Here is a 24,796-nt window from a genome sequence, read left to right on the forward strand (position 1 = left end):
GAAAATGACCGCACTATGGCTAAGGAAAAGGACCCCAAGCGCAAGATCGTCGCGCAGAACAAGAAGGCCAGGCACGACTACACCGTCCTGGACACCTACGAGTGCGGGCTCGTGCTCATGGGCACCGAGGTGAAGTCCCTGCGGCTCGGCAGGGCGTCGCTGGTGGACGGCTTCGTGCAGATCGACGGCGGCGAGGCATGGCTGCACAACATCCACGTACCGCTGTACTCGCAGGGCACCTGGACCAACCACGCCGCGCGGCGCAAGCGGAAGCTGCTCATGCACCGGGCGGAGATCGACAAGCTGGAGTCGAAGTCCAACGAGTCGGGGCACACGATCGTCCCGCTCGCCCTGTACTTCAAGGACGGCCGGGTCAAGTGCGAGATCGCGCTCGCCAAGGGAAAGAAGGAGTACGACAAGCGTCAGACGCTCCGCGAGAAGCAGGACACGCGGGAGACGAACCGCGCCATCGCGGCGGTGAAGCGCAAGGAGCGCGGCCAGCTCTAGGCTTCCGGGCCGAGCCCGCGGGGCCTGCGGGCTTTATTGGCTGGCATCGGCGGACGGTGGTCACGTACGATGGATGCATCGCACCCCACATGGTGATGGGTCAGGCGATGGGGAAGGTGGCTCAGGCCGCCCGCCCCGCTTTTCAGCTGTATCTAATTCAACAGCGAGTCAACATGGGGATGATCGGTTTCGACAGCGGATGTCGAAGCAGGGGAAGCGTGTCGAGGAAGCGGCAATGATCTCGTTAACCATATGTCGCAACCAATAATCGCCAACACCAAGCGCGATTCCTTCGCCCTCGCTGCCTAAGTAGCGACTTGCGAAGTGTCAGCCCGGGGGTGATCCCGACCCGGATCCTGGCATCATCAAGGGATCTAAACTCACCGTCCCGGTCACGGGGACGGTGAGGAAATCAAACAGTGACTGAGCCCGTCGGAGACTTGTCTGCGTGATCTCCGGGGCCGAGAAAATCGCAGCAGACTGCACACGGAGAAGCCCTGATTCTGCACCGTTGGACGCGGGTTCGATTCCCGCCATCTCCACAGTTCCCATGTGAGACGAAGGCCCGGATGCTTGACGCAGCCGGGCCTTCGTCGTGTCCGGGGCAGGTCACAGGGCCCGGGTGCCTCCGCTGTCGTATGCGTCACGTGATGTCTTATCTGCCCTAGAGATAGGGGGTAAATGGCGCAAATTGGACACGGAACGATCCATTCCGGCTCCGGATATGTCATTGATGTGTGACAAGAGCGCACTCAAGAGAAGCTCTGTCACCCGCGTGCGCTACATTCATCGTCCGGGTGCAGTGTGATAGGGACGCTTGGACGGGTGGGGGCCCGGGCCAATGCCGGATCCAGCTGGTCGCGCGCGCCCACCGATGAATCAGTCAGTGGGGGATGTGCGAAGAGCTGTGAAGAACACGCCTGAGGGTGCCCAGACCGGGCAGACCCGCCAAATACGCCAGATACGCGAAGCCGACGACCGGACCATGCAGCTCGACAGCGTCGGGTCGCAGTTCGGGAAGCGCCGGCAGCCGGAAGCCCCGATACTTCCCGAGCTGTCCACGGAGAGCGCCGACGGACCGGTGTTCGTCGACGAGAGCGGCCGTCGCGGAAAGAAGTTCCGCAGAGCCGGTTGGGTGCTCGGCGCGATATGCGCCTGCTACGCGGCGATGCTCATCATCTCCCTCATCGGCGGCAACTCCCTCGCACCCAGCCTGCTGATCCCGGGTGCCTCCTCGGAACAGGCGCCCGACAAGGTCAAGTCCGAGCCCGACCCCACTCCTTCCGTGCCGAAGGCGGACGACGTTCCGCCGGTCACCGGTGGCAACGTGCCCGTGGGCGGTCAGCGGACCCCCGGCACCACCACCGGCAAGGTCCCCGCGGGCGGCACCAAGAAGGACGACGCCAAGGACCCGAAGACGCCGGACAAGCCGGTCCCGGACAAGCAGAAGCCGGACAAGACGGCGGCCGGTCAGGGCGACGGCGGCACCCCGGGCGGTACGCCGGGCGGCACTCCCGGCGGTGACTCCGGTACGACTCCCGGTGGTACGCCGGGTGGAACCCCTGGCGGTGACTCCGGCACGACCCCCGGCGGAACTCCCGGCGGCACCCCCGGCGGTGACTCCGGTACGACCCCCGGTGGTACGCCGGGCGGAACCCCTGGCGGTGACTCCGGTACGACCCCCGGCGGCACTCCCGGCGGCACCCCCGGTGGTGACTCCGGCACCACGGACCCCATTCCTGACCCGGTCAATCCGGCGAAGTAGAAGGCACGGCACGTAGATGTCCAACCCTCGCAGGCGTTCCTCTCAGGGCGCCCGCCGCTCCGCCGCGCGTTCGCGCACGCGCAACCGGCGACGCTGGTTCCCCATGCGTTACCTGTTGCCGTCGCTGGTCCTCGTCGCCCTGATGGCGATGCTGATGCTGCGTGGCTACGTCCACAACGAGATCGACTCCGACCAGACCGGCGCGCGTCCGCCCGTCGACCAGGGCACGGTGCCGGCGGCCGTCCGCGAGGGCGGTCCGGTCATCGACACCCGGGACCCGAAGAAGCCCGAGGCGCGGCACGTCAAGGACAAGCACGTCGTCATCACCTTCGACGACGGTCCGGACCCGAAGTGGACGCCGAAGGTCCTGGACAAGCTGAAGGAGTACGGCGCCCACGGCGTCTTCTTCGTCGTCGGCTCCAACGCCACCCGCTACCCGGACCTCGTCAAGCGCATCGTGGACGAGGGGCACGAACTGGGTCTACACACCTGGAACCACCCCGACCTCTCGTACAAGACGCGCGACGGCATCGACTCGCAGTTCTCGCGCAACCAGCTCGCGCTGGCGGGCGCGGCCGGAGTGCACACCTCGCTGTTCCGGCCGCCGTACTCCTCGTTCGCGTACGCCTTCGACGACGCCAGCTGGCCGGTCGCCCAGTACGTCGGCGAGCTCGGCTACCTCACCGTCGTCAACGACACCGACTCCGAGGACTGGAAGCGCCCCGGCGTCAAGGAGATCATCAAGCGCGCCACGCCCAAGACCACCAAGGGCACCGTCGTGCTGATGCACGACTCCGGCGGTGACCGCACGCAGACCGTCGCGGCGCTGGACCAGTTCCTGCCGGACATGCAGAAGCGCGGCTTCAAGTTCACCAACCTCACCGAGGCGCTCGGCGCTCCCTCGGCGCACTCGCCGGTGACGGGTGCGGAGCTGTGGAAGTCGAAGGCGTTCCTGGCCGCGATCACCGTCTCCGACGGCATCACCGACGTCCTGACCTACGGTCTGGCGATCGTCGGCTCGCTGGTCATCGCGCGCTTCGGCCTGATGCTGATCCTGTCCTTCGTGCACGCCCGCAAGGTCCGCAAACGAGGGTTCCGCTGGGGTCCCGAGATCACCAGACCGGTCACCGTGCTGGTCCCCGCGTACAACGAACGCGAGTGCATCGCCAACACCGTCCGCTCCCTGATGTCCAGCGACCATCCGATCGAGGTCATCGTCATCGACGACGGCTCGACGGACGGCACCGCCGACATCGTCGAGCAGATGCGCATCCCCAACGTCCGGGTGGTCCGCCAGCAGAACGCGGGCAAGCCCGCCGCGCTCAACAACGGCATCCGGCACGCCCGTTACGACATCATCGTGATGATGGACGGCGACACGGTCTTCGAGCCGTCCACCGTCCGCGAGCTGGTCCAGCCGTTCGGCGACCCGCGCGTCGGCGCGGTCGCGGGCAATGCGAAGGTCGGCAACCGTGACTCGCTCATCGGCGCCTGGCAGCACATCGAGTACGTGATGGGCTTCAACCTGGACCGCCGTCTGTACGACATGCTCGGCATCATGCCGACCATCCCGGGCGCGATCGGCGCGTTCCGCGCGGACGCCCTGCACCGGGTCGGCGGCATGAGCGAGGACACCCTCGCCGAGGACACCGACATCACGATGGCGTTCCACCGCGACGGCTGGAAGGTCGTGTACGCGGAGGACGCGCGCGCCTGGACCGAGGCGCCGGAGTCCGTGCAGCAGCTGTGGTCGCAGCGCTACCGCTGGTCGTACGGCACCATGCAGGCGATCTGGAAGCACCGCCGCGCGTTCATAGAGAAGGGTCCCTCGGGCCGCTTCGGACGCATCGGCCTGCCGATCGTCTCGCTCTTCATGATCGTCTTCCCGCTGCTCGCCCCGCTGATCGACATCTTCCTGATCTACGGCCTCGTCTTCGGCCCGACGGGCAAGACCGTCATCGCGTGGTTCGGCGTGCTGATGCTCCAGGTGGTCTGCGCCGCCTACGCGTTCCGGCTGGACAAGGAGAAGATGACGCACCTGCTGTCCTTCCCGCTCCAGCAGATCCTGTACCGCCAGATCATGTACGTCGTGCTGCTCCAGTCCTGGATCACCGCCCTCACGGGTGGCCGTCTGCGCTGGCAGAAGCTGCGCCGGACCGGTGTGGTCGAAGCGCCGGGGGCCCTGCCGGGCCAGCGGCGCGAAGAGGAGAGGTGGCCGGTCGGATGAGCCACGGACATCCGGGTTCGGACGGCAGCCACTACCCCGATGACCCCGGGGCCCAGGGTTACGGCCCCGGGTACGACGCGGACGGCTTCCCGCTCCCGCAGGGCGGGGGCCGTCCCGCCCCCGCCGCGCCCCAGCAGGGTGGCGGCGGCTGGCCGACGGTGCGCAACAACCCCGGTCCCGCGCTGCCTTCTTCCTCGTACGGACAGGGGCAGCAGGGCGGCTTCCCGCAGGCGTACCCGCAGACGGGGGGCTACCAGCAGCAGCCCCAGCAGCCTTCGCCCCAGCAGGGCGGCTGGCCGCAGCAGACCAACAACCGGCGCCCTCAGCAGGGCGGTTACGGCCAGCAGGCGGGCACCGGTTACGCGGGCACCGGTTACGCGGAGCCCGGCTACGGGGACGCCACGACGGCGTTCCCGCCGACCGGCGGCGGCTACGGCGGGCCCGGCGGCTCCGGTGGCCTCGGCGGTCCTGGCGGTCCCGGTGTTCCCGGTGGGCAGCAGGAGGAGACTCCGGCGTTCGCCAGGAGCGCGGTCGGCGCGCCGACCCGGCAGCAGCCGGCGTGGGGCCGCGACGAGGACGCCGCGAACGGCGATCCGTACGGACCGGGTACCTCCGCGTGGCCGGAGACGGCCGGCGCGGACGGGCTGGGCCTGAAGGACGCCCCGGACTCACCGGACGGCCCTTCGGAGACCCCCTCGTCGGAGGAGGCCCCGGAACCGGCACCCAAGAAGTCCGGCCGTGACCGCTACCTCGACCTGCTGCGCTCCATCGCGCTGGTCCGCGTCGTGCTCTTCCACGTCTACGGACAGGCGTGGATGACGATCATCTTCCCGTCCATGGGCGTGATGTTCGCGCTGGCCGGTTCGCTGATGGCGCGCTCGCTCAGCGCCAGGTCCGCGGGCCAGGTCATCAAGAGCCGAATACGGCGACTGATGGTGCCGGTGTGGGTGTTCTCGATCGTCACCCTCGCGCTGATCTTCAACGGCGGGTGGAAGCCCACCGCGGGCGAGGACGGCGAGTCCGTCATCTGGTGGTGGGTCAGGCTCGCCTGGTGGTTCGTGCCGGTGGGCGCGGCCTCGGGCCCCGACGAGGTCGGCTCGGTCGGCGGTCTGCTGGACGTCAGCTGGGCGGCGCAGACCTCGGGTCCGCTCTGGTACATCCGGGCGTACCTGTGGTTCGTCATGCTGTCGCCCCTGATGCTCAAGCTGTTCCGCAAGATGCCGTGGCCGACGCTGCTGGCGCCGCTGGCGCTGTCGGTGGCGCTCGGTCTGAAGCCGGGGCTGATCCCCGGCGAGACCGGCAACGCGATCCAGGACTTCTCGACGTTCGCATCCTGCTGGATGCTCGGCTTCGCGCACAACGAAGGCACGCTGAAGAAGCTCAAGGCGTACATGATCCCGTCGTTCTCGGCGGTGCTGATGGGGCTCGGGCTGTGGTGGGCGGGTACGCACATCGGCGAGGCCGGGTGGAACTTCGACGAGATACCCACGGCGAACGCCCTGTGGTCGCTCGGCTTCTGTGCGGTGCTGCTGCACTACTCGCCGTCGTGGGAGGTGCTGCCGGACAAGCTGAAGGGGTTCGACACCCCGATCACGCTGGCGAACAACCGGGCCGTGACGATCTATCTCTGGCACGAGATGGCGATCATGCTGACGCTTCCGGTCATCGACAAGTTCTGGGAGCTCGGGAGCGTTCCGGTGCTGGGCGAGTTGGTCAACGCGAACCTCGGCAAGCTGTACCAGGTGCTGATGTTCATCCTGGCGTGGCCGTTGATCGCGGCGGCGATCGCCACGTTCGGCTGGGCGGAGGACGTGGCGGCGAAGCGGAAGCCGAGACTCTGGCCCAACGGGGCGAAGAAGAAGGCCCGGTCGGGCTGAGGGGTCCGTCCCTTGCGCCTTGCGCCCGCTCGCTCCCTTTGTGGGGGCGGGCGGGCGTTCTGCGTTCGAGGTGCGGGTGCGGGTGCGGGTGCGGGTGCGTCGTGGCTGGTCGCGCCCGCGCGGCGGAGCCGCACATCGACACAGCCCCGCGCCCCTCATGCCCCCTCGGGGCGCCGGGGCGGTACCGGGGGTTCCGGTGGGGGGCGGGGGCGGGCACTCTGGAGGGCACGCGGCACACCACCGGCGACCCCGGAGGGCATCGGCATGGGCGTGAGGGACACCACCGCCACGGGTACGGCTGCGCACTGCCCGGTGTGGTGGTTCGACTCCGGGCGGGTCTGCCTGGATCTGCTCGCCACACACGTCCGGGGCGCGGAACTGCTGCGCGGGCCGGGCGAGTTGGAGTCGTGGCTGCGAGGTGCCGGACTGGTCCCCGCAGGGACGCGGCTCGACGGGGTGACCGGGGAGTGGGTGGAGGGGTTCCGCGAACTCCGGCGGCTGCTCGTCGAGTTGGTGGAGGGCGGATGCCCCGACGGAGACCTCGATACGGTCAACTCCCTTGCCTCCGCGGCCCCTCCGGCCCCCCGCGCCATCCGCGCCCCCGACGGCACCCTCGCCTACGCCCTCGCCGCCGAGCCCCGCTGCGAGCAGCTCCTCGCGGTGGTCGCCCGGGACGCCGTGGCCCTGCTCACCGATCCCGCCGCCCGGTCCTGCCTGCGCCGCTGCGAGGGCGACAACTGTGCCCGCCTGTACCTGGACACCTCCCGGGGCCGTCGCCGCCGCTGGTGCTCCAGCGAGGTGTGCGGCAACCGGGAGCGCGTCGCCCGCCACCGCCGCCGGGCGGCGGTCACCGCCGCCGCTCGGGCGTGAGGGGGCGGGCGGGACCCCGTACGGGCGTGAGGGGGCGGGCGGCACCCCGTACGGGAAAGATCTTGCGCCCCCGTTGAGTCGGGTGCACCCGCCCGCCCGTATGGACTCTCGAAGAAGTTCCGACGGGGCTCGACCGGGAGGTTCAGGTGCGCGAGGATGCGGCCGTGGCCGATGAACGTCCGCAGCGTCGGGCACGGCATGTTCGAAGCCTCGGGCGAGGCGGCGACAACTCACCTTCTCCGGAAGAGGAGTTGATGCGCTCCCTCTACCGCGAACACGCCGGTCCGCTGCTCGCCTTCGTCCTGCGGCTCGTCGCGGGGGACCGTCAGCGCGCCGAGGACGTCGTGCAGGAGACGCTCATCCGTGCCTGGAAGAACGCCGGTTCGCTCAACCGGGCGACCGGCTCCGTCCGCCCCTGGCTGGTGACGGTCGCCCGTCGCATCGTCATCGACAACCACCGCAGTCGGCAGGCCCGGCCGCAGGAGGTCGATCCGTCGCCGCTGGAGGTCATGCCCGCGGAGGACGAGATCGACAAGGCGCTGTGGTTGATGACGCTCAGCGATGCACTCGACGATCTGACGCCCGCCCACCGGGAGGCGCTCGTCGAGACCTACTTCAAGGGACGTACGGTCGGTGAGGCGGCCGAAGTCCTCGGGGTGCCCAGCGGGACCGTGCGCTCCCGCGTCTTCTACGCGCTCCGCTCCATGAAGCTGGCTCTTGAGGAACGAGGTGTGACGGCATGAGTGCACAGGACAGCGAGTCGGTCCACGACGCCGTCGCCGCCTACTCCCTCGGCATTCTGGACGAGTCGGAGGCGACCGCCTTCGAGGCCCACCTGGCCGGCTGTGACTACTGCGCCGCCCAGCTCGACGACTTCGCGGGACTGGCGCCGATGCTCGCCGCCCTCGCCGAACCTCCGGGCCCGCCAAGGGAGTTGACGCCGCCGAGCACCACCCTCCTGACGAACCTCGTCGACGAGGTGGCCGTACGGCGGGAGCAGCAGGCCCGCCGCAGGAGGCGCGGGCTGTATCTGGTGGCCGCCGCTGCCGCCGTCGTGATCGGCGGGTCGGGAGCCGTGGTCGTCGCGGCGGCGAACAACGACTCCGCACCGCCCGCGGCCCTCCCCGACCCCCACCCCACCAGCCCCGCCGAGGACGCCTTCTTCCACCACATGGAGAAGAAGACGCAGGCCACCGACCCGACCACCAAGGTGACGGCCGTCGTCGGCACCGAGAAGAAGGGCTGGGGCACCCACACCGTCCTGGAGCTCAAGAACGTCAAGGGTCCGCTGAAGTGCAGCCTGATCGCCGTGTCGAAGGACGGCGAGGAGGAGGTCGTCAGCAGCTGGTCCGTCCCGAAGTGGGGATACGGCATCCCCGACAGCCCGCACAAGGCCGCCAAGAACCCCCTCTACGTCCACGGCGGAGCGGCCATGGACGTGAACGACATCGACCACTTCGAGGTCCGTACTTTCGACGGCACAGCTCTGGTCAAAGTCGACGCCTGACATAACGGCCCCCTTCGCGTACGGTTGACGGCTGCCCAGTGCACGTCAGAAGGGGGCCTCGGTGGCCGCGCAGGATGCCGCTGTCGATTCGGTCCGCGACCGTGAAATCGGCGTGGAACAGGATCATCTGGATCAGGTGTACCGCCGTCTTGAGGAGAAGATCCACGAGGCAGAGTTCCTGATGAACGACGCCGCTCAGCGGGGTCAGGTCGGCACGCCCGGCGCGCTCGCCGAGCGCGACGCGCAGGTCTTCCGGGCGGGGGTGCACCTCAACCGCCTCAACAACGAGTTCGAGGACTTCCTCTTCGGCCGGATCGACCTGCTGTACGGCAAGGACGGCAAGAAGGGCCCGGACGGCGCTTTCACGTCCGTCGAGCCCGCCGACGACGCCGTACGGGACGATCTCACCGCCGAGATCGGTGAGACGCTCCACATCGGCCGCATCGGAGTCCTGGACTCCGACTACGCGCCGCTGGTGATCGACTGGCGCGCGCCCGCCGCCGCGCCGTTCTACCGCTCCACGCCCAAGGATCCCGGCCGGGTCGTGCGCCGCCGGGTCATCCGTTCCAAGGGCCGCCGCGTCCTCGGTGTCGAGGACGACCTGATGCGGCCCGAGCTGACCGCCTTCCTCGGCGGCGAGAAGCTCGCCGTGATCGGCGACGGTGCGCTGATGGCCGCCCTCGGGCAGGCCCGCAGCCACACCATGCGGGACATCGTCTCCTCCATCCAGGCCGAGCAGGACCTCGTCATCCGGGCCCCCGCCGCCTCCGTCACGGAGGTCGCGGGCGGGCCCGGCACGGGCAAGACCGCCGTCGCCCTGCACCGCGCCGCCTACCTCCTCTACCAGGACCGCAGACGCTATGCGGGCGGCATCCTGATCGTCTCGCCGACCCCGCTGCTCGTCTCGTACACGGAGGGCGTCCTGCCCTCCCTCGGCGAGGAGGGCCAGGTGGCGATCCGTGCGCTGGGCTCGCTCGTCGACGGGGCCGAGGCGACCACGTACGACGAACCGAACATCGCCCGCATCAAGGGCTCGTCGCGCATGCTCAAGGTGCTCCGCAAGGCGGCCAGGGGGGCGCTGGAGTCGCCGTCGGCGGCCGCTCCGCCGGAGGAGGACGCCCAGGGGCAGCTGTCCTTCGGGGACTTCGACGAGGAGCCCGCCGCGAGTCCGTCCGTACGGACCGACCTCCTGCGCGTCGTCGCCTTCGGTACGCGCCTGGAGCTGGAGGCGGGCGACCTCCAGCGGATCCGCAACACCGTCCTGTCCGGCACCGCCCCGGTCAACCTGCTGCGCCCGCGCGCCCGCAAGCTCCTCCTGGACGCCCTGTGGGCCAAGTCCAACGGCCGGGCCCGCTACACCGACCCGGAGCTGGCCGCCGAGCTGCGCTCCTCCTTCGACGACGACGTGTCGTCCGAGGACTCCTTCCTGGCGTTCCTGAACGCCTGGTGGCCCGAGCTGACCCCGCGCGGGGTTCTCGCCGACATGGCCGACGAGAAGCGCCTGGGCCGCTGGGCCCGCCGCATCCTCAACCCGCGCGAGATCCGCCAGCTCGCCCGCTCCCTGAAGCGCGACGAGCTGTCCGTGCACGACGTCGCCCTCCTCGACGAGCTCCAGCTTCTCCTGGGCACGCCCGCGCGCCCCAGGAAGAAGCGCGAGTACGACCCCCTCGACGCGCTGACCGGCCTCGAAGAGCTGATGCCGCAGCGCGAGGAGACCCAGTGGGAGCGCGCCGAGCGCCTGGCCGCCGAGCGCACCGAGTACGCGCACGTCATCGTCGACGAGGCGCAGGACCTGACCCCCATGCAGTGGCGGATGGTCGGCCGCCGGGGCCGCACCGCGACCTGGACGATCGTCGGCGACGCCGCCCAGTCCTCCTGGACGGACCCGCAGGAGGCCGCGGAGGCCCGCGACGAGGCACTGGGCTCGCGCCCGCGCCGGAAGTTCGAGCTGACGGTCAACTACCGCAACCCGGCCGAGATCGCGGAGCTGGCGGCCAAGGTCCTGGCGTTGGCCGCCCCGGACATGAAGTCCCCGCGCGCGGTCCGCTCGACCGGTGTCGTGCCTCGCTTCGTCGCCGTACGGGAAGACCTGGAGACGTCCGTACGGGACGAGGCGCGCCGCCTCCTGGAGCAGGTGGACGGCACCGTCGGCGTGGTCGTCGCGATGAACCGGCGTGCCCAGGCGCGGCGGTGGCTCGCGGACCTCGGGGAGCGGGTCGTGGCGCTCGGCAGTCTGGAGGCCAAGGGGCTGGAGTACGACGCGACGGTCGTGGTCTCCCCTGCGGAGATCGCCGAGGAGTCCCCGGCCGGGCTGCGAGTGCTGTACGTGGCGCTGACGCGGGCGACGCAGCAGCTCACGGTGGTGTCGGGGAAGCGGGACGCCCCTGGCGCGGACGGGGTTCCGGCGCTGCTGCGGGACTGAATTCGAGTCAACTGGCCACACGGGAATGACTTCCGTGGAGGGTTTGTTAGTCTCGAATGTGACACCGGCTCGATCCAAGCCCCCGGGCCCAACCTTAGTCGCTTCGAGCGACCACTTGCCGCGAGGCGAGCATGGCGGGCCGGTGTCGCTTGACTGTTGAGGAAGAGGTCCGGAGCGCTCTTGTGAGCGCTCCGGACCTCTTTTTTTGGGGGTTCCGCCAGACCCCAGGTTCTCGTATGGTGGAAAACTGTTTCCGAAAACGAAGCACCCATTACCTGCTACCCGCCGGTAGGTGCGACGATCGGACTGCGCTGTCCGGTTTCGGACCGGAGCGGCGTAGCAATGAAGCTAGGGAAAGCAGAGGAAGTCGGCCATGGCAACGGCGCCCAGCGTCTCGTACTCGATGACGGTCCGACTGGAGGTCCCCGCGAGCGGGACCTCGGTCAGCCAGCTCACCTCGGCCGTCGAAGCCTCCGGCGGCTCCGTGACCGGCCTCGACGTCACCGCGTCCGGTCACGAGAAGCTGCGGATCGACGTCACGATCGCCGCCACCTCGACCGCGCACGCCGACGAGATCGTCGAGAAGCTGCGCGGCGTCGAAGGGGTCGTGCTCGGGAAGGTCTCCGACCGTACGTTCCTGATGCACCTCGGCGGCAAGATCGAGATGGCGTCCAAGCACCCCATCCGCAACCGTGACGACCTCTCGATGATCTACACGCCGGGCGTCGCCCGCGTCTGCATGGCCATCGCCGAGAACCCCGAGGACGCACGCCGCCTCACCATCAAGCGCAACACCGTCGCCGTCGTCACCGACGGCTCCGCGGTGCTGGGCCTCGGCAACATCGGCCCGATGGCCGCCATGCCGGTCATGGAGGGCAAGGCGGCGCTCTTCAAGCGCTTCGCCGACATCGACGCCTGGCCGATCTGCCTGGACACCCAGGACACCGACGAGATCGTCTCCATCGTCAAGGCGATCGCCCCCGGCTTCGCGGGCATCAACCTGGAGGACATCTCCGCGCCGCGCTGCTTCGAGATCGAGGCCCGGCTGCGCGAGGCCCTGGACATTCCGGTCTTCCACGACGACCAGCACGGCACCGCGATTGTGGTCCTCGCCTCACTGACGAACGCGCTGCGTGTCGTCGGCAAGTCGATCGGTGACGTCCGCGTCGTCATGTCGGGCGCCGGAGCCGCCGGTACGGCCATCCTCAAGCTCCTCATCGCGGCGGGCGTCAAGCACGCCGTCGTCGCCGACATCCACGGCGTGGTGCACGCGGGCCGCGAGGACCTGGTCTCCGCCGACCCCGAATCGCCGCTGCGCTGGATCGCCGACAACACCAACCCCGAAGGGGTGACCGGCACCCTCAAGGAGGCCGTCGTCGGCGCCGACGTCTTCATCGGCGTCTCGGCCCCGAACGTCCTGAACGGGGACGACGTGGCGGCCATGGCGGAGGGCTCCATCGTCTTCGCGCTGGCCAACCCCGACCCCGAGGTCGAGCCCGCAATCGCCCGTCAGACAGCGGCAGTTGTGGCCACCGGCCGCTCCGACTTCCCGAACCAGATCAACAACGTCCTGGTCTTCCCCGGCGTCTTCCGCGGCCTCCTGGACGCGCAGTCCAGGACCGTCAACACGGAGATGATGCTGGCCGCCGCGACCGCCCTCGCGAACGTCGTCTCCGAGGACGAGCTGAACCCGAACTACATCATTCCGTCCGTCTTCAACGACAAGGTCGCGGGCGCGGTGGCGGGTGCTGTGCGGACTGCTGCGAAGGCCGCCGGGGCGACTGTGACGGGTCCCACGTCCGCCTGACGCGCGGCGCGTCGCGGGTCGCAGCGTATCCGGGGCACATCTAGGGTGGCGGGCAATGAGCCTGCGGAACCCGGCCCCGGGGACCGCGGCCCGTAAGCAGTCCGCAACAGTGAAGTCGACGGAGCGTCACGACACGAGGCAGTGACGCTCTCCAGGTGACCTTCGGGTGACCCTGCCGGGTGCCGGATTGGCTTTCCCGCCGCTGGTGGGGGCAGGATGCGTAACCGGGCGCGAGGGTCTGAACACCAGACCCGGTCCGGGGACTGTCCTAGAGCCCTGGCAGCATCGGCTTCGCTGTGCCCCAACATGCGGCTCCGCCGCGTGGCACGCCTCACAGGCAAGAAGAACACGGGAGTAACAACATGAACCGCAGTGAGCTGGTGGCCGCCCTGGCCGACCGCGCCGAGGTGACCCGCAAGGACGCCGACGCCGTGCTGGCCGCGCTCGCCGAGACCGTCGGCGAGATCGTCGCCAAGGGCGACGAGAAGGTCACCATCCCCGGCTTCCTGACCTTCGAGCGCACCCACCGTGCCGCTCGTACCGCTCGTAACCCGCAGACCGGCGACCCGATCCAGATCCCGGCCGGTTACAGCGTGAAGGTCTCCGCGGGCTCCAAGCTCAAGGAAGCCGCCAAGGGCAAGTAGTACCGCCAGGGGCACGCACCACCGCCCCGGCACCATGGCTGAACCTTCAGGGGGCGGCCGTCCGGAATACGACGGACGGGCGCCCCCTGTGGTGTGTCCGGGGCTCCCTCCCGGGCTTGTGCGCGTCCGTGATCTTCCTACGCGTCCGCGATGCGTACGTCCTCCAGAGAGGCGTACAGGTACGTTCTGGGGCCCGGCCCGATGCCCGGCACCGACGGGACCGCCAGGAGCGCGCAGCCCGCAGCCAGGGCCGCCGCCGCGCCCGTCGGGGTGTCCTCCACCGCCAGGCAGTCCGCCGGGTCCGCGCCGAGCGCCCTCGCGGCCGCCAGGTACGGGTCCGGGTGCGGCTTCCCGCGCTCCGTCTCACCCTGCGTGACCGAGGCGGCGAACCGCTCGGCGCCGAGGCCCTTCAGCACCAGGTCCGCCACCTTGCGCTCGGACGCGGTGACCAGGGCCACCGGTACGCCCAGTTCCGCGGCCCGGTCCAGCAGGCGCAGCGCGCCCGGCTGGACGCTCACCCCGGCGGCCACCAGCTCCGTGAACTCACCGTCCAGTCGCTCCGCCGTGCCGGGGATGCCGTGCCGGCCGGCGAGGAGGGCCGCCGCCGTGTCGATGGCGGCCCCGGCGAAGGGGGCCAGCACCTCGGGAGCGGGCTCGACGCCGTGCTCCTCCAGCAGGGCGGCGACGACCTCCAGCCACGGGTGCTCGGTGTCGACGAGGGTGCCGTCCATGTCGCACAGGAGGGCGGCGGGGCGGGGGAGCGGGGGGTGCGCGGGCATGGGCGGCCTTTCCGGTGGCTGATCGGTGGTTGCTCGGGTGGCTGATCGGGTGGCTGATCGGATGGTTGCTCGGACGGTTGCCCGGGGTGCTGCGGTGCGCAGTGTGCCGGGGCCACGTGAACACTTGGTGGGTGTACGGGGCAAGGGGTCTGCCGGAGGAGGGTGCGGGTGGGGCGGGAGGGTGTGCCGGGGGCCCTGGGGCGGCCTGCGGGAGGGGCGGCGCGGGTTGGTGCCGTCCCGTGGGGCCGGGGGCGTTGACGGAGCCCCTGGGGCACTGGATCGTGGACCGGACCGGGCCCCGCGAGGGCCCGCTTCGCGAGGCCGGCCTGGGTGGACCGGCGCAGCGACGTGCTAGCGCCGGGGGGCGGCATGGGGGCAGCGGATCAGCCGAGGGACGCGGCGGCTTCGGGGGAGGACGGGCGGGACCCCCGGGTGCCGAGGGACGCGGTCGAGGACGCGAGGCCCCGGAAGGGCCGGGAGCAGCCGCCCGCGCAGCCGACGGTGGTGCAACCGGGGCCTGTGGGCGAGCCGGGACCTGTGGTGCGGCCGGGACCTGTGGTGCAGTCGGGGCCTGTGAGGGAGCAGGGTTCTTCCGGGGCGGGGATGCCGGGGCCTTCGGGGCCGTCCGGGGAGTCGGGCTCCTCCGGCTTCGGGCCGCCGCCTGCCGCGCCTCCCGGGTTCGGGCCGCCGCCGCCCCCGCCCCCGCCGCCACCGTCTTCGCCGTCCGGGACTCCGCCCCTGCCGGGCGGGTTCGGGACGCCGGGGGCTCCACCGCCCCCGCCGAGCAGGCCGCCGGACGTCGGGCCGCCGCCGGACGCGGGCCGGGCCTTCGGGGCGGGGCTGCTGAACCTGTCGGGGCTCGGGCTCGGTTACGTACTGCTGCGGCAGTGGCTGCTCGCCGGTGTCTGTGCGGCCGCCACGGTGGGGTTCGTGGTGTACGCGCTGCCCGCCGACGTGGACGGGGTGTCCGGGTGGGCCGTGCTCGGGTACCTCGCCCTGCTGGTGCTGGCGGCGCTGGACGGGGCGCGCAGGGGGCTCAGGGCGCGCGGGCCGCTTCCGGTGAGGCCGTACGTGGCCCTGGCGCTCGGCGTCGTACTGCTCGCCCTGCCCGTGTCAGGAACGGTGTTCTACCGGGGCGCGCAGGACGAGGCCGTGCAGGAGATGCTGCTGGCGCGGCTCGCCTCGGCGGACGCGCGGGTGGCGAAGGCGAAGGCGGTCAGCTTCGGGGCGGGGCAGCAGGATTACCGTGCGGCCCTCGCCGAGTACGCCCGGCTCGTCGAGGACCACCCGGACTCCAGGGCGGCGAAGGCGGTGCCCGACCGGCTGGACGCGTACTACGGGGCGGTCGGCGCACCGTACGGCCAGGGTGAGCACTGTGTGGCGCTCGAACCGCTGAAGTACCTGCGCACCGTGCCGGGGAAGATCGACGCGAAGGTGCTCGGGAAGCTGGCCGGATGGCCGGACGGGCGGCTCGCCACCTCCCTGTACGAGTGCGGGATGGGGGGCCTGGGGACCTCCACCGGGACCCAGCTGAACGAGCTCATGAAGACCTTCCCCGACTCCGCGCAGGCCGCGAAGGTGGAGGCGGGGGTACGGGCCAGGATCACGGACCGCAGGAAGGCGCTGGACGGCAGCGACCCCTGCCCGGTGACCGAGGAGCTCAAGCGGATCGGCGCGACCGCGACCGGGCTGCCCGGCAGCGCCTCGGGCGCGCTGCGCGGCGACGCCGACGGGGCGGTGGAGGCGGGCACCTGGTCGTGCGGCCTGGACCAGTACGGGGACAAGGACTTCGGCAAGGCGCGCGAGACGCTGACCGGTTTCGCCGACACGTACAAGAACAGCGGGAACGCCGGACGGGCCCGCACCATCGCCATCGCCGCCGAGGTCGCCATGGCGCGCCCGGCGGCCGGTGCGCGGCTGCCCGCGACGCAGGAGCCCGGCGGGGCCCGGATGCCGTACGTGATCAGCAACGACGCGCCGGGGCCCACGGTGATCCTCTACACCGGTCCGGTGACCGGGAGCTTCCGGATGCCGGGGTGCGGGGACTGCACGACGTACCGCAGCGAGTCCCTGGCCAAGAGCGACGCCTGCAAGGACGGCCGGAAGTCGTACCCCGAGCACCGGCTGTCGCTGCCCGCGGGGACGTACTACTTCGTGTCGAAGCCCGAGGGTGCCTCGGCGCAGGCCGGCCAGGGCTCGATCGAGGGCACGGTCAGGCCGGGGTACCGGTACACGCACTGCACGTACCGGGTGAACCGGTTCGGTCTCGACCTGCCGATTCCGCCGATCCCACCGGGGACGCGGACGGGGTACTGAGGCGAGGGGGCCTGAGACGGGGTTCTGGTACGCCTCGGGGGCGGCCGCCGTTTCGTACGGTGGCCGCCCCCGGGGGCGTACGGGACGGTCTGTCCAGACGAGCGCGCCGCCCGGCAGTCCGGCTCAGACGAGTGCGCCGCCCGGCAGTTCGACCTTCGCGCCGAGCTTTTCGAGCTTGTCCATGAAGTTCTCGTAGCCTCGGTTGATCAGGTCGATGCCGTGCACGCGGCTCGTGCCCTGGGCGGCGAGGGCCGCGATCAGGTACGAGAAGCCGCCGCGCAGGTCGGGGATGACCAGGTCCGCGCCCTGGAGCTTGGTCGGGCCCGAGACGACCGCCGAGTGCAGGAAGTTGCGCTGGCCGAAGCGGCAGTCGGAGCCGCCGAGGCACTCGCGGTAGAGCTGGATCTGCGCGCCCATCTGGTTGAGCGCGGAGGTGAAGCCGAGGCGGGACTCGTAGACCGTCTCGTGGACGATGGACAGGCCCGTGGCCTGGGTGAGGGCGACGACCAGGGGCTGCTGCCAGTCGGTCTGGAAGCCGGGGTGGACGTCCGTTTCGAGGGCGATGGACTTCAGGGCGCCGCCGGGGTGCCAGAAGCGGATGCCCTCGTCGTCGATCTCGAACGCGCCGCCGACCTTGCGGTAGGTGTTCAGGAAGGTCATCATCGAGCGCTGCTGGGCGCCGCGCACGTAGATGTTGCCCTCGGTGGCGAGCGCGGCCGAGGCCCAGGAAGCCGCTTCCAGGCGGTCCGGGAGCGCGCGGTGCGTGTAGCCGTCGAGCTTGTCGACGCCGGTGACGCGGATGGTGCGGTCGGTGTCCATCGAGATGATCGCGCCCATTTTCTGCAGGACGCAGATCAGGTCTTCGATCTCGGGTTCGACGGCCGCGTTCGAGAGCTCGGTGACGCCCTCGGCGAGGACGGCGGTGAGCAGGACCTGCTCGGTCGAGCCGACGGAGGGGTACGGGAGGCGGATCTTGCAGCCGCGCAGCCGCTGCGGGGCCTCCAGGTACTGGCCGTCCGCCCGCTTCTCGATGGTCGCGCCGAACTTGCGCAGCACCTCGAAGTGGAAGTCGATGGGCCGTCCGCCGATGTCGCAGCCGCCCAGACCCGGGATGAACGCGTGGCCCAGACGGTGCAGCAGCGGGCCGCAGAAGAGGATCGGGATGCGCGAGGAGCCCGCGTGCGCGTCGATGTCGGCGACGTTCGCGGACTCGACGTGCGAGGGGTCCAGGACGAGTTCGCCCGGCTCCTCGCCGGGGCGGACCGTCACGCCGTGGAGTTGGAGGAGCCCGCGTACGACGCGTACGTCGCGGATGTCGGGCACATTGCGCAGTCTGCTCGGGCCGCTGCCGAGGAGGGCCGCGACCATCGCCTTGGGGACGAGGTTCTTGGCGCCGCGGACGCGGATCTCGCCCTCCAGCGGGGTGCCGCCGTGGACAAGCAGTACATCGTCTGTGCCGGTCATGTATCTCGCGTTCCGGAATCGTCGGACAGGGGGCCAAGAGGAAAGGGTAATGGGCTGATGCCCTCGTTCAGCGTGTGCGAACGGGGTGGACGTACGTCATGAATTCGCCACAACACGCTCTGCTTTGTGGACATCAGCGGAGGGTTACGGTCCGGATGTGGTGGGCGGTGCGCGCTCCCGCTGCTGCCGTGCGCCCTGAGCTGCGGGCCTGTTCGGGCTGTCACGGGCTGTCCGCGGAGGGCGATTCTGCGGGATCATGTCGCCCATGACGGAGGTGTCCTCGCTCACAGGGCGGCTGCTGGTGGCGACCCCGGCACTCGCGGACCCGAACTTCGACCGTGCCGTGGTGCTGGTCATCGACCACGACGAGGCCGGGTCGCTCGGTGTCGTACTGAACCGGCCGACGGCGGTGGGGGTCGATCAGATCCTCGCGCCGTGGGCCGGGCTTGCGGGTGCGCCCGGGGTGGTCTTCCGGGGCGGCCCGGTCTCGCAGGACTCGGCGCTGGGGGTGGCGGTCGTGCCGGGGGCGGACCCGGTGGGGGAGCGGGTGGGGGTCGGCCCCATGGGGTGGCGCAGGGTGCACGGGGCGATCGGTCTGGTCGACCTGGACGCGCCGCCGGAGCTGCTGGCGGCGGCGCTGGGCTCGCTGCGGATCTTCGCGGGGTACGCGGGGTGGGGTCCCGGGCAGCTGGAGGACGAGCTGAACGAGGGGGCCTGGTACGTGGTCGAGTCGGAGCCCGGTGACGTGTCCTCGCCTCGGCCGGAGGGGCTGTGGCGGGAGGTGCTGAGGCGGCAGCGGAGCGGGCTGGCGATGATCGCGACGTATCCGGACGATCCTTCGCTGAACTGATCTCCCGGGCGGTGGCCGGGGCGGGGCCGTCGTGCGGGCTGAACCGGTCTCGTGGGCGGCGGCCGTCGTGCGGGCTGAAGTGATCTCGCCACCCTGGGTACCCTTGTGTGCCATGAGCACTCTTGAGCCCGAGCCCGAGCGCGGGGCAGGTACGGGGACACTGGTCGAGCCGGTTCCGCAGACGTCGCGCGGCGACGGGGACCACGAGCGTTTTGCGCACTACGTCCAGAAGGACAAGATCATGGCGAGCGCCCTGGAGGGCACTCCCGTCGTGGCGCTCTGCGGCAAGGTGTGGGTCCCGGGGCGCGACCCGAAGAAGTACCCGGTCTGCCCGATGTGCAAGGAGATCTTCGAATCCCTTGGCGACAAGGGTGGCAAGGGCGGTAAGGACGGCAAGGGCGACAAGAAGTAGTCCCCCTTCCTGAGCCTTCCTGAGTCTTCCTGAGTTCTGATCGTTGAGGGCAGCCCCCTCGCGGTGCGTTGACGCGTGCCGCGAGGGGGCTGTTTTGCGTCCTGGGGCGGTTCGGGAACGGTTCGGGGGTTGTCCACGCCCGGGGTGCCGCCTACTCTCCTGCCTGTTGTGTTGTGCAGTACGAAACGTGCGTTGCAGAGAATGCAACGACACTTACTCGACAGGGGTTTCCGTACATGAAGCGCATCGTCCGAACTTCCCTGCCCGCGGCGGCACTTGTCCTGACCGGTGTGCTGGCGGCGGGCGCCTGCGCCCCGCAGACCTCCGGCGGAGGCGGCGCCAAGAGCGACGAGAAGAGCGGCACGCTCCGGGTCTGGCTGTTCCAGGAAGTCGCCAACGACCCCAAGAAGAAGGTCGTCGACGCCGCCGTTGCCGCCTTCGAGAAGGCGCACTCCGGCGCGAAGGTCGAGGTGGAGTACATCCCCGTCGACACCCGCGCCCAGCGCATCAAGGCGGCCTTCAACGACCCGAAGAGCGCCCCCGACGTGATCGAGTACGGCAACACCGACACCGCCGGATACGTCCGCGACGGCGGACTCGCCGACGTGAGCGCCGAGTTCGGTGCGTGGAACGAGGCCAGGGACACCGACCCGACCGCCAGGCAGTCCGTCACCGTCGACGGCAAGGTCTACGGGGCGCCGCTCTTCGTCGGTGTGCGCGCGCTCTACTACCGTACGGACGTACTGAAGGAGGCCAAGGTCGAAGTGCCCACGACCCAGGCCGAGTTGATAGCCGCCGCGAAGGCGCTGCACAAGGCGAAGCCGGACATGTACGGGCTCGCGGTGGGCGGCGCGTACACCTACGGCGCGCTGCCCTTCGTGTGGGCGAACGGCGGCGAACTCGCCACCGGCAGCGGCTCCTCGTACAAGTCCGCCATCAACACCGAGGCGTCCCGCAAGGGCATCAGCGCGTACACCTCGCTCTTCGGCGACGACAACTGCCCCGCCGCCAAGTGCGCCAAGATGGGCGGCAACGACACCGTGACGGCCTTCGCCTCCGGCAAGGCGGCCATGGCGATCGGCGGCGACTTCAGCCACGCGGCCGTCGAGGCGGGCGCGGTGCAGGGCAAGTACGCGGTCGTGCCGCTGCCGGGCACCGAGAAGGGCTCCGTCGCACCGGCGTTCGCGGGCGGCAACAACATCGGCGTACTGAAGTCGACTTCGCGCCGGACCCTCGCCGTCGACCTGATGAAGTCGCTGACCTCGAAGAAGACGCAGGGCGAGCTGTTCGACGCGATGGGCTTCCTGCCGACCTTCAGCGATGTGCGGGCGGCGGCGGCGCAGCGGAAGCCCTATGTGGCGCCGTTCGTGAAGACGCTCGACGCGGGCACCAAGTTCGTTCCCGCGTCGCCCGGTTGGGGGCAGATCGACGCGTCGCTCGTCCTGCCGACGATGTTCCAGCAGATCGTCAGCGGCAAGAGCGACGTCGTGAAGGCGTCCGACGAGGCGGCGAAGAAGATGGACGAGGCGTTCGGAGCGGCCGCCAAGTGAGCTCCGCACCTGTGACCGCACCTCTCGTGGAGAAGGGCGGGTCCGCTCCGGCGGGACGCGGGGGAGGGACGCCGCGCGGTGCGTCGCGTCGTACCCCCTCGCCGCGCGGGCGTGCCGGGTGGACGCCGTGGCTCTACCTCGCCCCCGCCCTCGTCGTCCTCGCGGGGCTCCTGCTCTATCCGATCTATCAACTTGGCCTGATTTCGTTCCTCGAATACACCCAGGCCCAGGTCAGCGGAGGCGAACCCACCACTTTCCAGGGCCTCGGCAACTACGCGACGCTCTTCAGCGACGGGCAGTTCTGGCAGGTGCTGGGCGCGACGGTGGTCTTCGCCGCCGCCTGCGTCGTCACGACGCTGGCGGTCGGCTGCGCGCTGGCGGTCCTGCTGACGCGGGTGCGGGCGCTGCCCCGGCTCGCGCTGATGCTGGCGGCGCTCGGCGCGTGGGCGACACCGGCGATCACCGGGTCCACCGTCTGGGTGTTCCTCTTCGACCCGGACTACGGGCCGGTCAACCGGCTGTTCGGCCTCGGCGACTTCTCCTGGACGTACGGCCGCTACAGCGCCTTCGCGCTCGTACTCCTCGAAGTGGTCTGGTGTTCCTTCCCGTTCGTGATGGTCACCGTGTACGCGGGGATCCGGGCGATCCCGGGCGAGGTGCTGGAGGCGGCGGCGCTGGACGGGGCGTCGCAGTGGAAGATCTGGCGGTCCGTCATGGCGCCGATGCTGCGGCCGATCCTGGTGGTCGTGACGATCCAGTCGATCATCTGGGACTTCAAGGTCTTCACGCAGATCTACGTGATGACGGGCGGCGGCGGCATCGCGGGACAGAACCTCGTGCTGAACGTGTACGCCTACCAGAAGGCGTTCGCCTCCTCGCAGTACAGCCTCGGCTCGGCGATCGGGGTGGTGATGCTGCTGATCCTGCTGGCGGTGACGCTCGTGTACTTGCGGTTGATGAGGCGTCAGGGGGAAGAGCTGTGAGCGCGGTTGATGCGGTGGGGCGTCGTTTCCGGGTGCGGCGGCCGTGGCGGCTCGCGGCGGAGGCGTCGGCGCTGCTGATCGCCGTCGTGGTGGCGTTCCCGCTGTACTGGATGGTGCTGTCGGCCTTCAAGCCGGCGGGGGAGGTGCAGTCGACGGAGGCGAAGCCCTGGACGCTGTCGCCGTCGCTGGACTCCTTCCGGCGGGTCTTCGCGCAGGAGGACTTCGGGCGGTACTTCCTCAACAGCCTGCTGGTGGCGGGCTCCGTGGTGGTGCTCTCGGCGCTGATCGCGTTCCTGGCGGCGACGGCGGTGACCCGGTTCCGCTTCCGGTTCCGCACCACTCTGCTGATCATGTTCCTGGTGGCGCAGATGGTGCCGGTCGAAGCGCTGACCATCCCCCTCTTCTTCCTGATGCGGGACTTCGGGCAGCTCAACACCCTCGGCTCGCTGATCCTGCCGCACCTCGCCTTCTCGCTGCCCTTCGCGGTGTGGATGCTGCGCGGCTTCGTGAAGGCGGTCCCGGAGGCGCTGGAGGAGGCCGCGTACCTCGACGGGGCTTCGCGCTCCCGCTTCCTGTGGCAGATCCTCTTCCCGCTGGTCTTCCCGGGGCTCGTCGCGACGAGCGTCTTCTCCTTCATCTCGACCTGGAACGACTTCCTCTTCGCGAAGACCTTCCTGATCAGCGACGTGTCGCAGTCGACGCTGCCGATGGCGCTGCTGGTCTTCTTCAAGCCCGACGAGAACGACTGGGGAGGGATCATGGCAGCGTCGACCGTGATGACCCTTCCCGTGCTCGTGTTCTTCGTACTCGTGCAACGACGCCTGGTCTCGGGACTGGGCGGAGCGGTCAAGGACTGAACCTTTTGTCCCGTACGGGACTGATGGGAGTGATGGACGTGGCAGACCTGATACCGGCCCCGGCGGCGGTGCGCCAGCACCAGGAAGGTTCGGTACGGCTGGACGCGACGGCCACCGTGCACGCCGCACCCGGCACCGAGCCCACCGCCCGCTGGCTGCGCGGGGTGCTGGGCGCGGCGTTCGGCCTGCCGCTGGACCCGGCGGCGCGGGCCGAGGAGGCGACCGTACGGCTGCGGCTGGACGAGTCGTTGGAGACGGAGGCGTACCGGCTGGACATCGGGCCCGACGCCGCCGTGCAGCTCACCGGCGGCAGTCCGGCCGGTGTGTTCTGGGGCGCCCAGACGCTCCGGCAGCTCCTGGGGCCCCGGGCGTTCCGCAGCGCCCCGCTGGGGGAGGCGGCGGCGGTGCTTCCGTACCAGCGCGTCGAGGACGCGCCGCGCTTCGGCTGGCGCGGCATGATGCTGGACGTGGCCCGGCACTTCATGCCGAAGAGCGACGTCCTGCGCTACCTCGACCTGCTCGCCGCGCACAAGCTGAACGTCTTCCACTTCCACCTCACCGACGACCAGGGCTGGCGCGTCGAGATCAAGCGCCACCCCCGGCTCACCGAGGTCGGCTCGTGGCGTCCGCGCACCAAGTGGGGCCACCGGGCGTCTGAGTTGTGGAACGACACCCCGCACGGCGGCTTCTACACCCAGGACGACATCCGCGAGATCGTCGCGTACGCCCACGCCCGGCACATCACCGTCGTCCCCGAGATCGACATCCCGGGCCACTCCCAGGCGGCCATCGCCGCCTACCCGGAACTCGGCAACACCGACGTCGTCGACACCGCCTCCCTGGACGTCTGGGACACCTGGGGCGTCAACCCCAACATCCTCGCCCCGACCGATCACGTCCTGCGCTTCTACGAGGAGGTCTTCGAGGAGGTCCTCGCCCTCTTCCCGTCGCAGTTCGTGCACATCGGCGGCGACGAGGCGCCCAAGGACCAGTGGAAGCAGTCCCCGGCCGCCCAGGCCCGGATCAAGGAACTCGGTCTGGCCGACGAGGACGAGCTCCAGTCCTGGTTCGTCCGGCACTTCGACACCTGGCTCTCCGAGCGCGGCCGGCGCCTGATCGGCTGGGACGAGATCCTGGAGGGCGGCCTCGCCCCGGGCGCCGCGGTGTCCTCCTGGCGGGGGTACGCGGGCGGCATCGCCGCCGCCAAGTCGGGCCACGACGTGGTGATGTGCCCCGAGCAGCAGGTGTACCTGGACCACCGTCAGCACGGCGGCCCCGACGAGCCGGTGCCCATCGGCTACGTCCGCACCCTGGAGGACGTCTACCGCTTCGAGCCCGTGCCGTCGGAGCTCTCGGCGGAGGAGGCCCGGCATGTCCTGGGCACCCAGGCCAACGTGTGGACCGAGGTGATGGAGAACCGCGACCGCGTCGACTACCAGGTCTTCCCCCGCCTCGCCGCCTTCGCCGAGGTCGCCTGGTCGCCCCTCCCCGCCCCCGCCGAACGGGACTTCGCCGCCTTCACGTCCCGGATGGCCACGCACTACGCCCGGCTCGACGCCCTCGGCGTCGACTACCGTCCGCCCGCCGGGCCCAGGCCCCAGCAGCGGCGACCGGGAGTGATCGGACGCCCGATCGAGGGGTCGCCCCCAAACGTGTGAGCCGAGCGGGGAGATGCGCGCGCCACGCGCCCGGCCCTGGGACCGTTCCCCTGGAACTGTCCCGGGGCCGCTTCGTCGTCCAGCAGTCCTCGGTCCTGTTCGTCTTCGGTTCAGTCGTCTTCGTTTCAGTCAACTTCGGTCCAGCCGCATCAACAGGACTCAAACCGGGCCAAAGTTGAACAATGCGCCTGGATGCCCCTCATCCTCGGAAGTATCCGGATGAGGTCGGTCCGGTTCCTTCGGGGAGGACGGGCCACGGCGGACGCGTGCCCCGGCCCAGGCCGGGAAGTCCCATGGCGGA

General features: G+C 70.3%; 19 protein-coding genes and 1 other RNA gene. 18 read left to right on the forward strand and 2 right to left on the reverse strand.

The window, feature by feature from the left end:
• The first annotated feature begins 15 nt into the window (after nt 1-15).
• From smpB to OG897_RS05345, 11 genes are all read left to right on the forward strand, one after another.
• The gene (smpB, locus tag OG897_RS05295; RefSeq protein ID WP_266653290.1) at nt 16-507 is read left to right on the forward strand and encodes an SsrA-binding protein SmpB; all 492 of its coding nucleotides are present in this window, start codon (nt 16-18) and stop codon (nt 505-507) included.
• A 175-nt stretch (nt 508-682) separates the two neighbouring features.
• Nucleotides 683-1,052, forward strand: a transfer-messenger RNA (tmRNA) gene (gene ssrA / locus OG897_RS05300).
• Nucleotides 1,053-1,492: 440 nt separating this feature from the next.
• Nucleotides 1,493-2,272 (forward strand): hypothetical protein, encoded by a 780-nt coding sequence (locus OG897_RS05305; protein WP_266653292.1) that lies wholly within the window; start codon nt 1,493-1,495, stop codon nt 2,270-2,272.
• Nucleotides 2,273-2,375: 103 nt separating this feature from the next.
• A complete protein-coding gene (locus OG897_RS05310) occupies nt 2,376-4,499 on the forward strand; it encodes a bifunctional polysaccharide deacetylase/glycosyltransferase family 2 protein (RefSeq protein ID WP_266653294.1) in 2,124 nt (707 codons plus the stop codon).
• Nucleotides 4,496-6,376 carry an acyltransferase gene (locus OG897_RS05315; RefSeq protein WP_266653296.1) on the forward strand — a complete coding sequence of 627 codons (1,881 nt, stop codon included), beginning with the start codon at nt 4,496-4,498 and terminating at the stop codon, nt 6,374-6,376. The genes OG897_RS05310 and OG897_RS05315 overlap by 4 nt, the downstream gene beginning before the upstream one ends.
• A 264-nt stretch (nt 6,377-6,640) precedes the next feature.
• Nucleotides 6,641-7,246 carry an ABATE domain-containing protein gene (locus OG897_RS05320; RefSeq protein ID WP_266653298.1) on the forward strand — a complete coding sequence of 202 codons (606 nt, stop codon included), beginning with the start codon at nt 6,641-6,643 and terminating at the stop codon, nt 7,244-7,246.
• A 146-nt stretch (nt 7,247-7,392) separates the two neighbouring features.
• The gene (locus OG897_RS05325) at nt 7,393-7,989 is read left to right on the forward strand and encodes a sigma-70 family RNA polymerase sigma factor (protein WP_266653300.1); all 597 of its coding nucleotides are present in this window, start codon (nt 7,393-7,395) and stop codon (nt 7,987-7,989) included.
• A complete protein-coding gene (locus tag OG897_RS05330) occupies nt 7,986-8,753 on the forward strand; it encodes an anti-sigma factor (RefSeq protein WP_266653302.1) in 768 nt (255 codons plus the stop codon). Before OG897_RS05325 ends, OG897_RS05330 begins: the two co-directional genes overlap by 4 nt.
• Before the next feature lie 61 nt (nt 8,754-8,814).
• Complete coding sequence (locus tag OG897_RS05335; protein WP_266653304.1) at nt 8,815-11,175, forward strand: UvrD-helicase domain-containing protein; 2,361 nt, start codon at nt 8,815-8,817, stop codon at nt 11,173-11,175.
• Nucleotides 11,176-11,548: 373 nt separating this feature from the next.
• On the forward strand, nt 11,549-12,982 hold the full coding sequence (locus OG897_RS05340) for an NAD-dependent malic enzyme (RefSeq protein WP_266653306.1): 1,434 nt from the start codon (nt 11,549-11,551) through the stop codon (nt 12,980-12,982).
• A 362-nt stretch (nt 12,983-13,344) separates the two neighbouring features.
• On the forward strand, nt 13,345-13,626 hold the full coding sequence (locus OG897_RS05345; RefSeq protein WP_003954777.1) for an HU family DNA-binding protein: 282 nt from the start codon (nt 13,345-13,347) through the stop codon (nt 13,624-13,626).
• Nucleotides 13,627-13,763: 137 nt separating this feature from the next.
• Here the strand turns inward: OG897_RS05345 and OG897_RS05350 are convergent, their stop codons facing one another.
• Nucleotides 13,764-14,405 (reverse strand): HAD family phosphatase, encoded by a 642-nt coding sequence (locus tag OG897_RS05350; protein WP_266653316.1) that lies wholly within the window; start codon nt 14,403-14,405, stop codon nt 13,764-13,766.
• Nucleotides 14,406-15,008: 603 nt separating this feature from the next.
• Between OG897_RS05350 and OG897_RS05355 the strand changes: the two genes are divergently transcribed.
• Nucleotides 15,009-16,721: a hypothetical protein gene (locus OG897_RS05355; protein ID WP_266653318.1), complete on the forward strand. Its 1,713-nt coding sequence runs from the start codon at nt 15,009-15,011 to the stop codon at nt 16,719-16,721.
• A 123-nt stretch (nt 16,722-16,844) separates the two neighbouring features.
• Here OG897_RS05355 and murA read toward each other — a convergent pair whose 3' ends face one another.
• Nucleotides 16,845-18,185: a UDP-N-acetylglucosamine 1-carboxyvinyltransferase gene (gene murA, locus OG897_RS05360; protein WP_266653320.1), complete on the reverse strand. Its 1,341-nt coding sequence runs from the start codon at nt 18,183-18,185 to the stop codon at nt 16,845-16,847.
• A 265-nt stretch (nt 18,186-18,450) separates the two neighbouring features.
• Between murA and OG897_RS05365 the strand changes: the two genes are divergently transcribed.
• The 6 genes from OG897_RS05365 (at nt 18,451) to OG897_RS05390 (ending at nt 24,495) form a co-directional block, all read left to right on the forward strand.
• Entirely contained in the window at nt 18,451-19,035 is a 585-nt protein-coding gene (locus OG897_RS05365; RefSeq protein ID WP_266653321.1) for a YqgE/AlgH family protein, read from the forward strand.
• 112 nt (nt 19,036-19,147) lie between these two features.
• On the forward strand, nt 19,148-19,447 hold the full coding sequence (locus OG897_RS05370; RefSeq protein ID WP_189823955.1) for a DUF3039 domain-containing protein: 300 nt from the start codon (nt 19,148-19,150) through the stop codon (nt 19,445-19,447).
• A 236-nt stretch (nt 19,448-19,683) separates the two neighbouring features.
• Complete coding sequence (locus OG897_RS05375; protein ID WP_266653323.1) at nt 19,684-20,997, forward strand: extracellular solute-binding protein; 1,314 nt, start codon at nt 19,684-19,686, stop codon at nt 20,995-20,997.
• Nucleotides 20,998-21,023: 26 nt separating this feature from the next.
• Nucleotides 21,024-21,980, forward strand: a complete 957-nt coding sequence (locus OG897_RS05380) for a carbohydrate ABC transporter permease (protein WP_266656585.1) — start codon at nt 21,024-21,026, stop codon at nt 21,978-21,980.
• A complete protein-coding gene (locus OG897_RS05385) occupies nt 21,977-22,837 on the forward strand; it encodes a carbohydrate ABC transporter permease (protein WP_266653325.1) in 861 nt (286 codons plus the stop codon). Before OG897_RS05380 ends, OG897_RS05385 begins: the two co-directional genes overlap by 4 nt.
• A 32-nt stretch (nt 22,838-22,869) precedes the next feature.
• Entirely contained in the window at nt 22,870-24,495 is a 1,626-nt protein-coding gene (locus tag OG897_RS05390; protein WP_266653327.1) for a beta-N-acetylhexosaminidase, read from the forward strand.
• The last annotated feature ends 301 nt before the right edge of the window (nt 24,496-24,796 follow it).

Origin of the sequence: Streptomyces sp. NBC_00237 (genome assembly GCF_026342435.1) — a bacterium.
Taxonomy (GTDB): domain Bacteria; phylum Actinomycetota; class Actinomycetes; order Streptomycetales; family Streptomycetaceae; genus Streptomyces.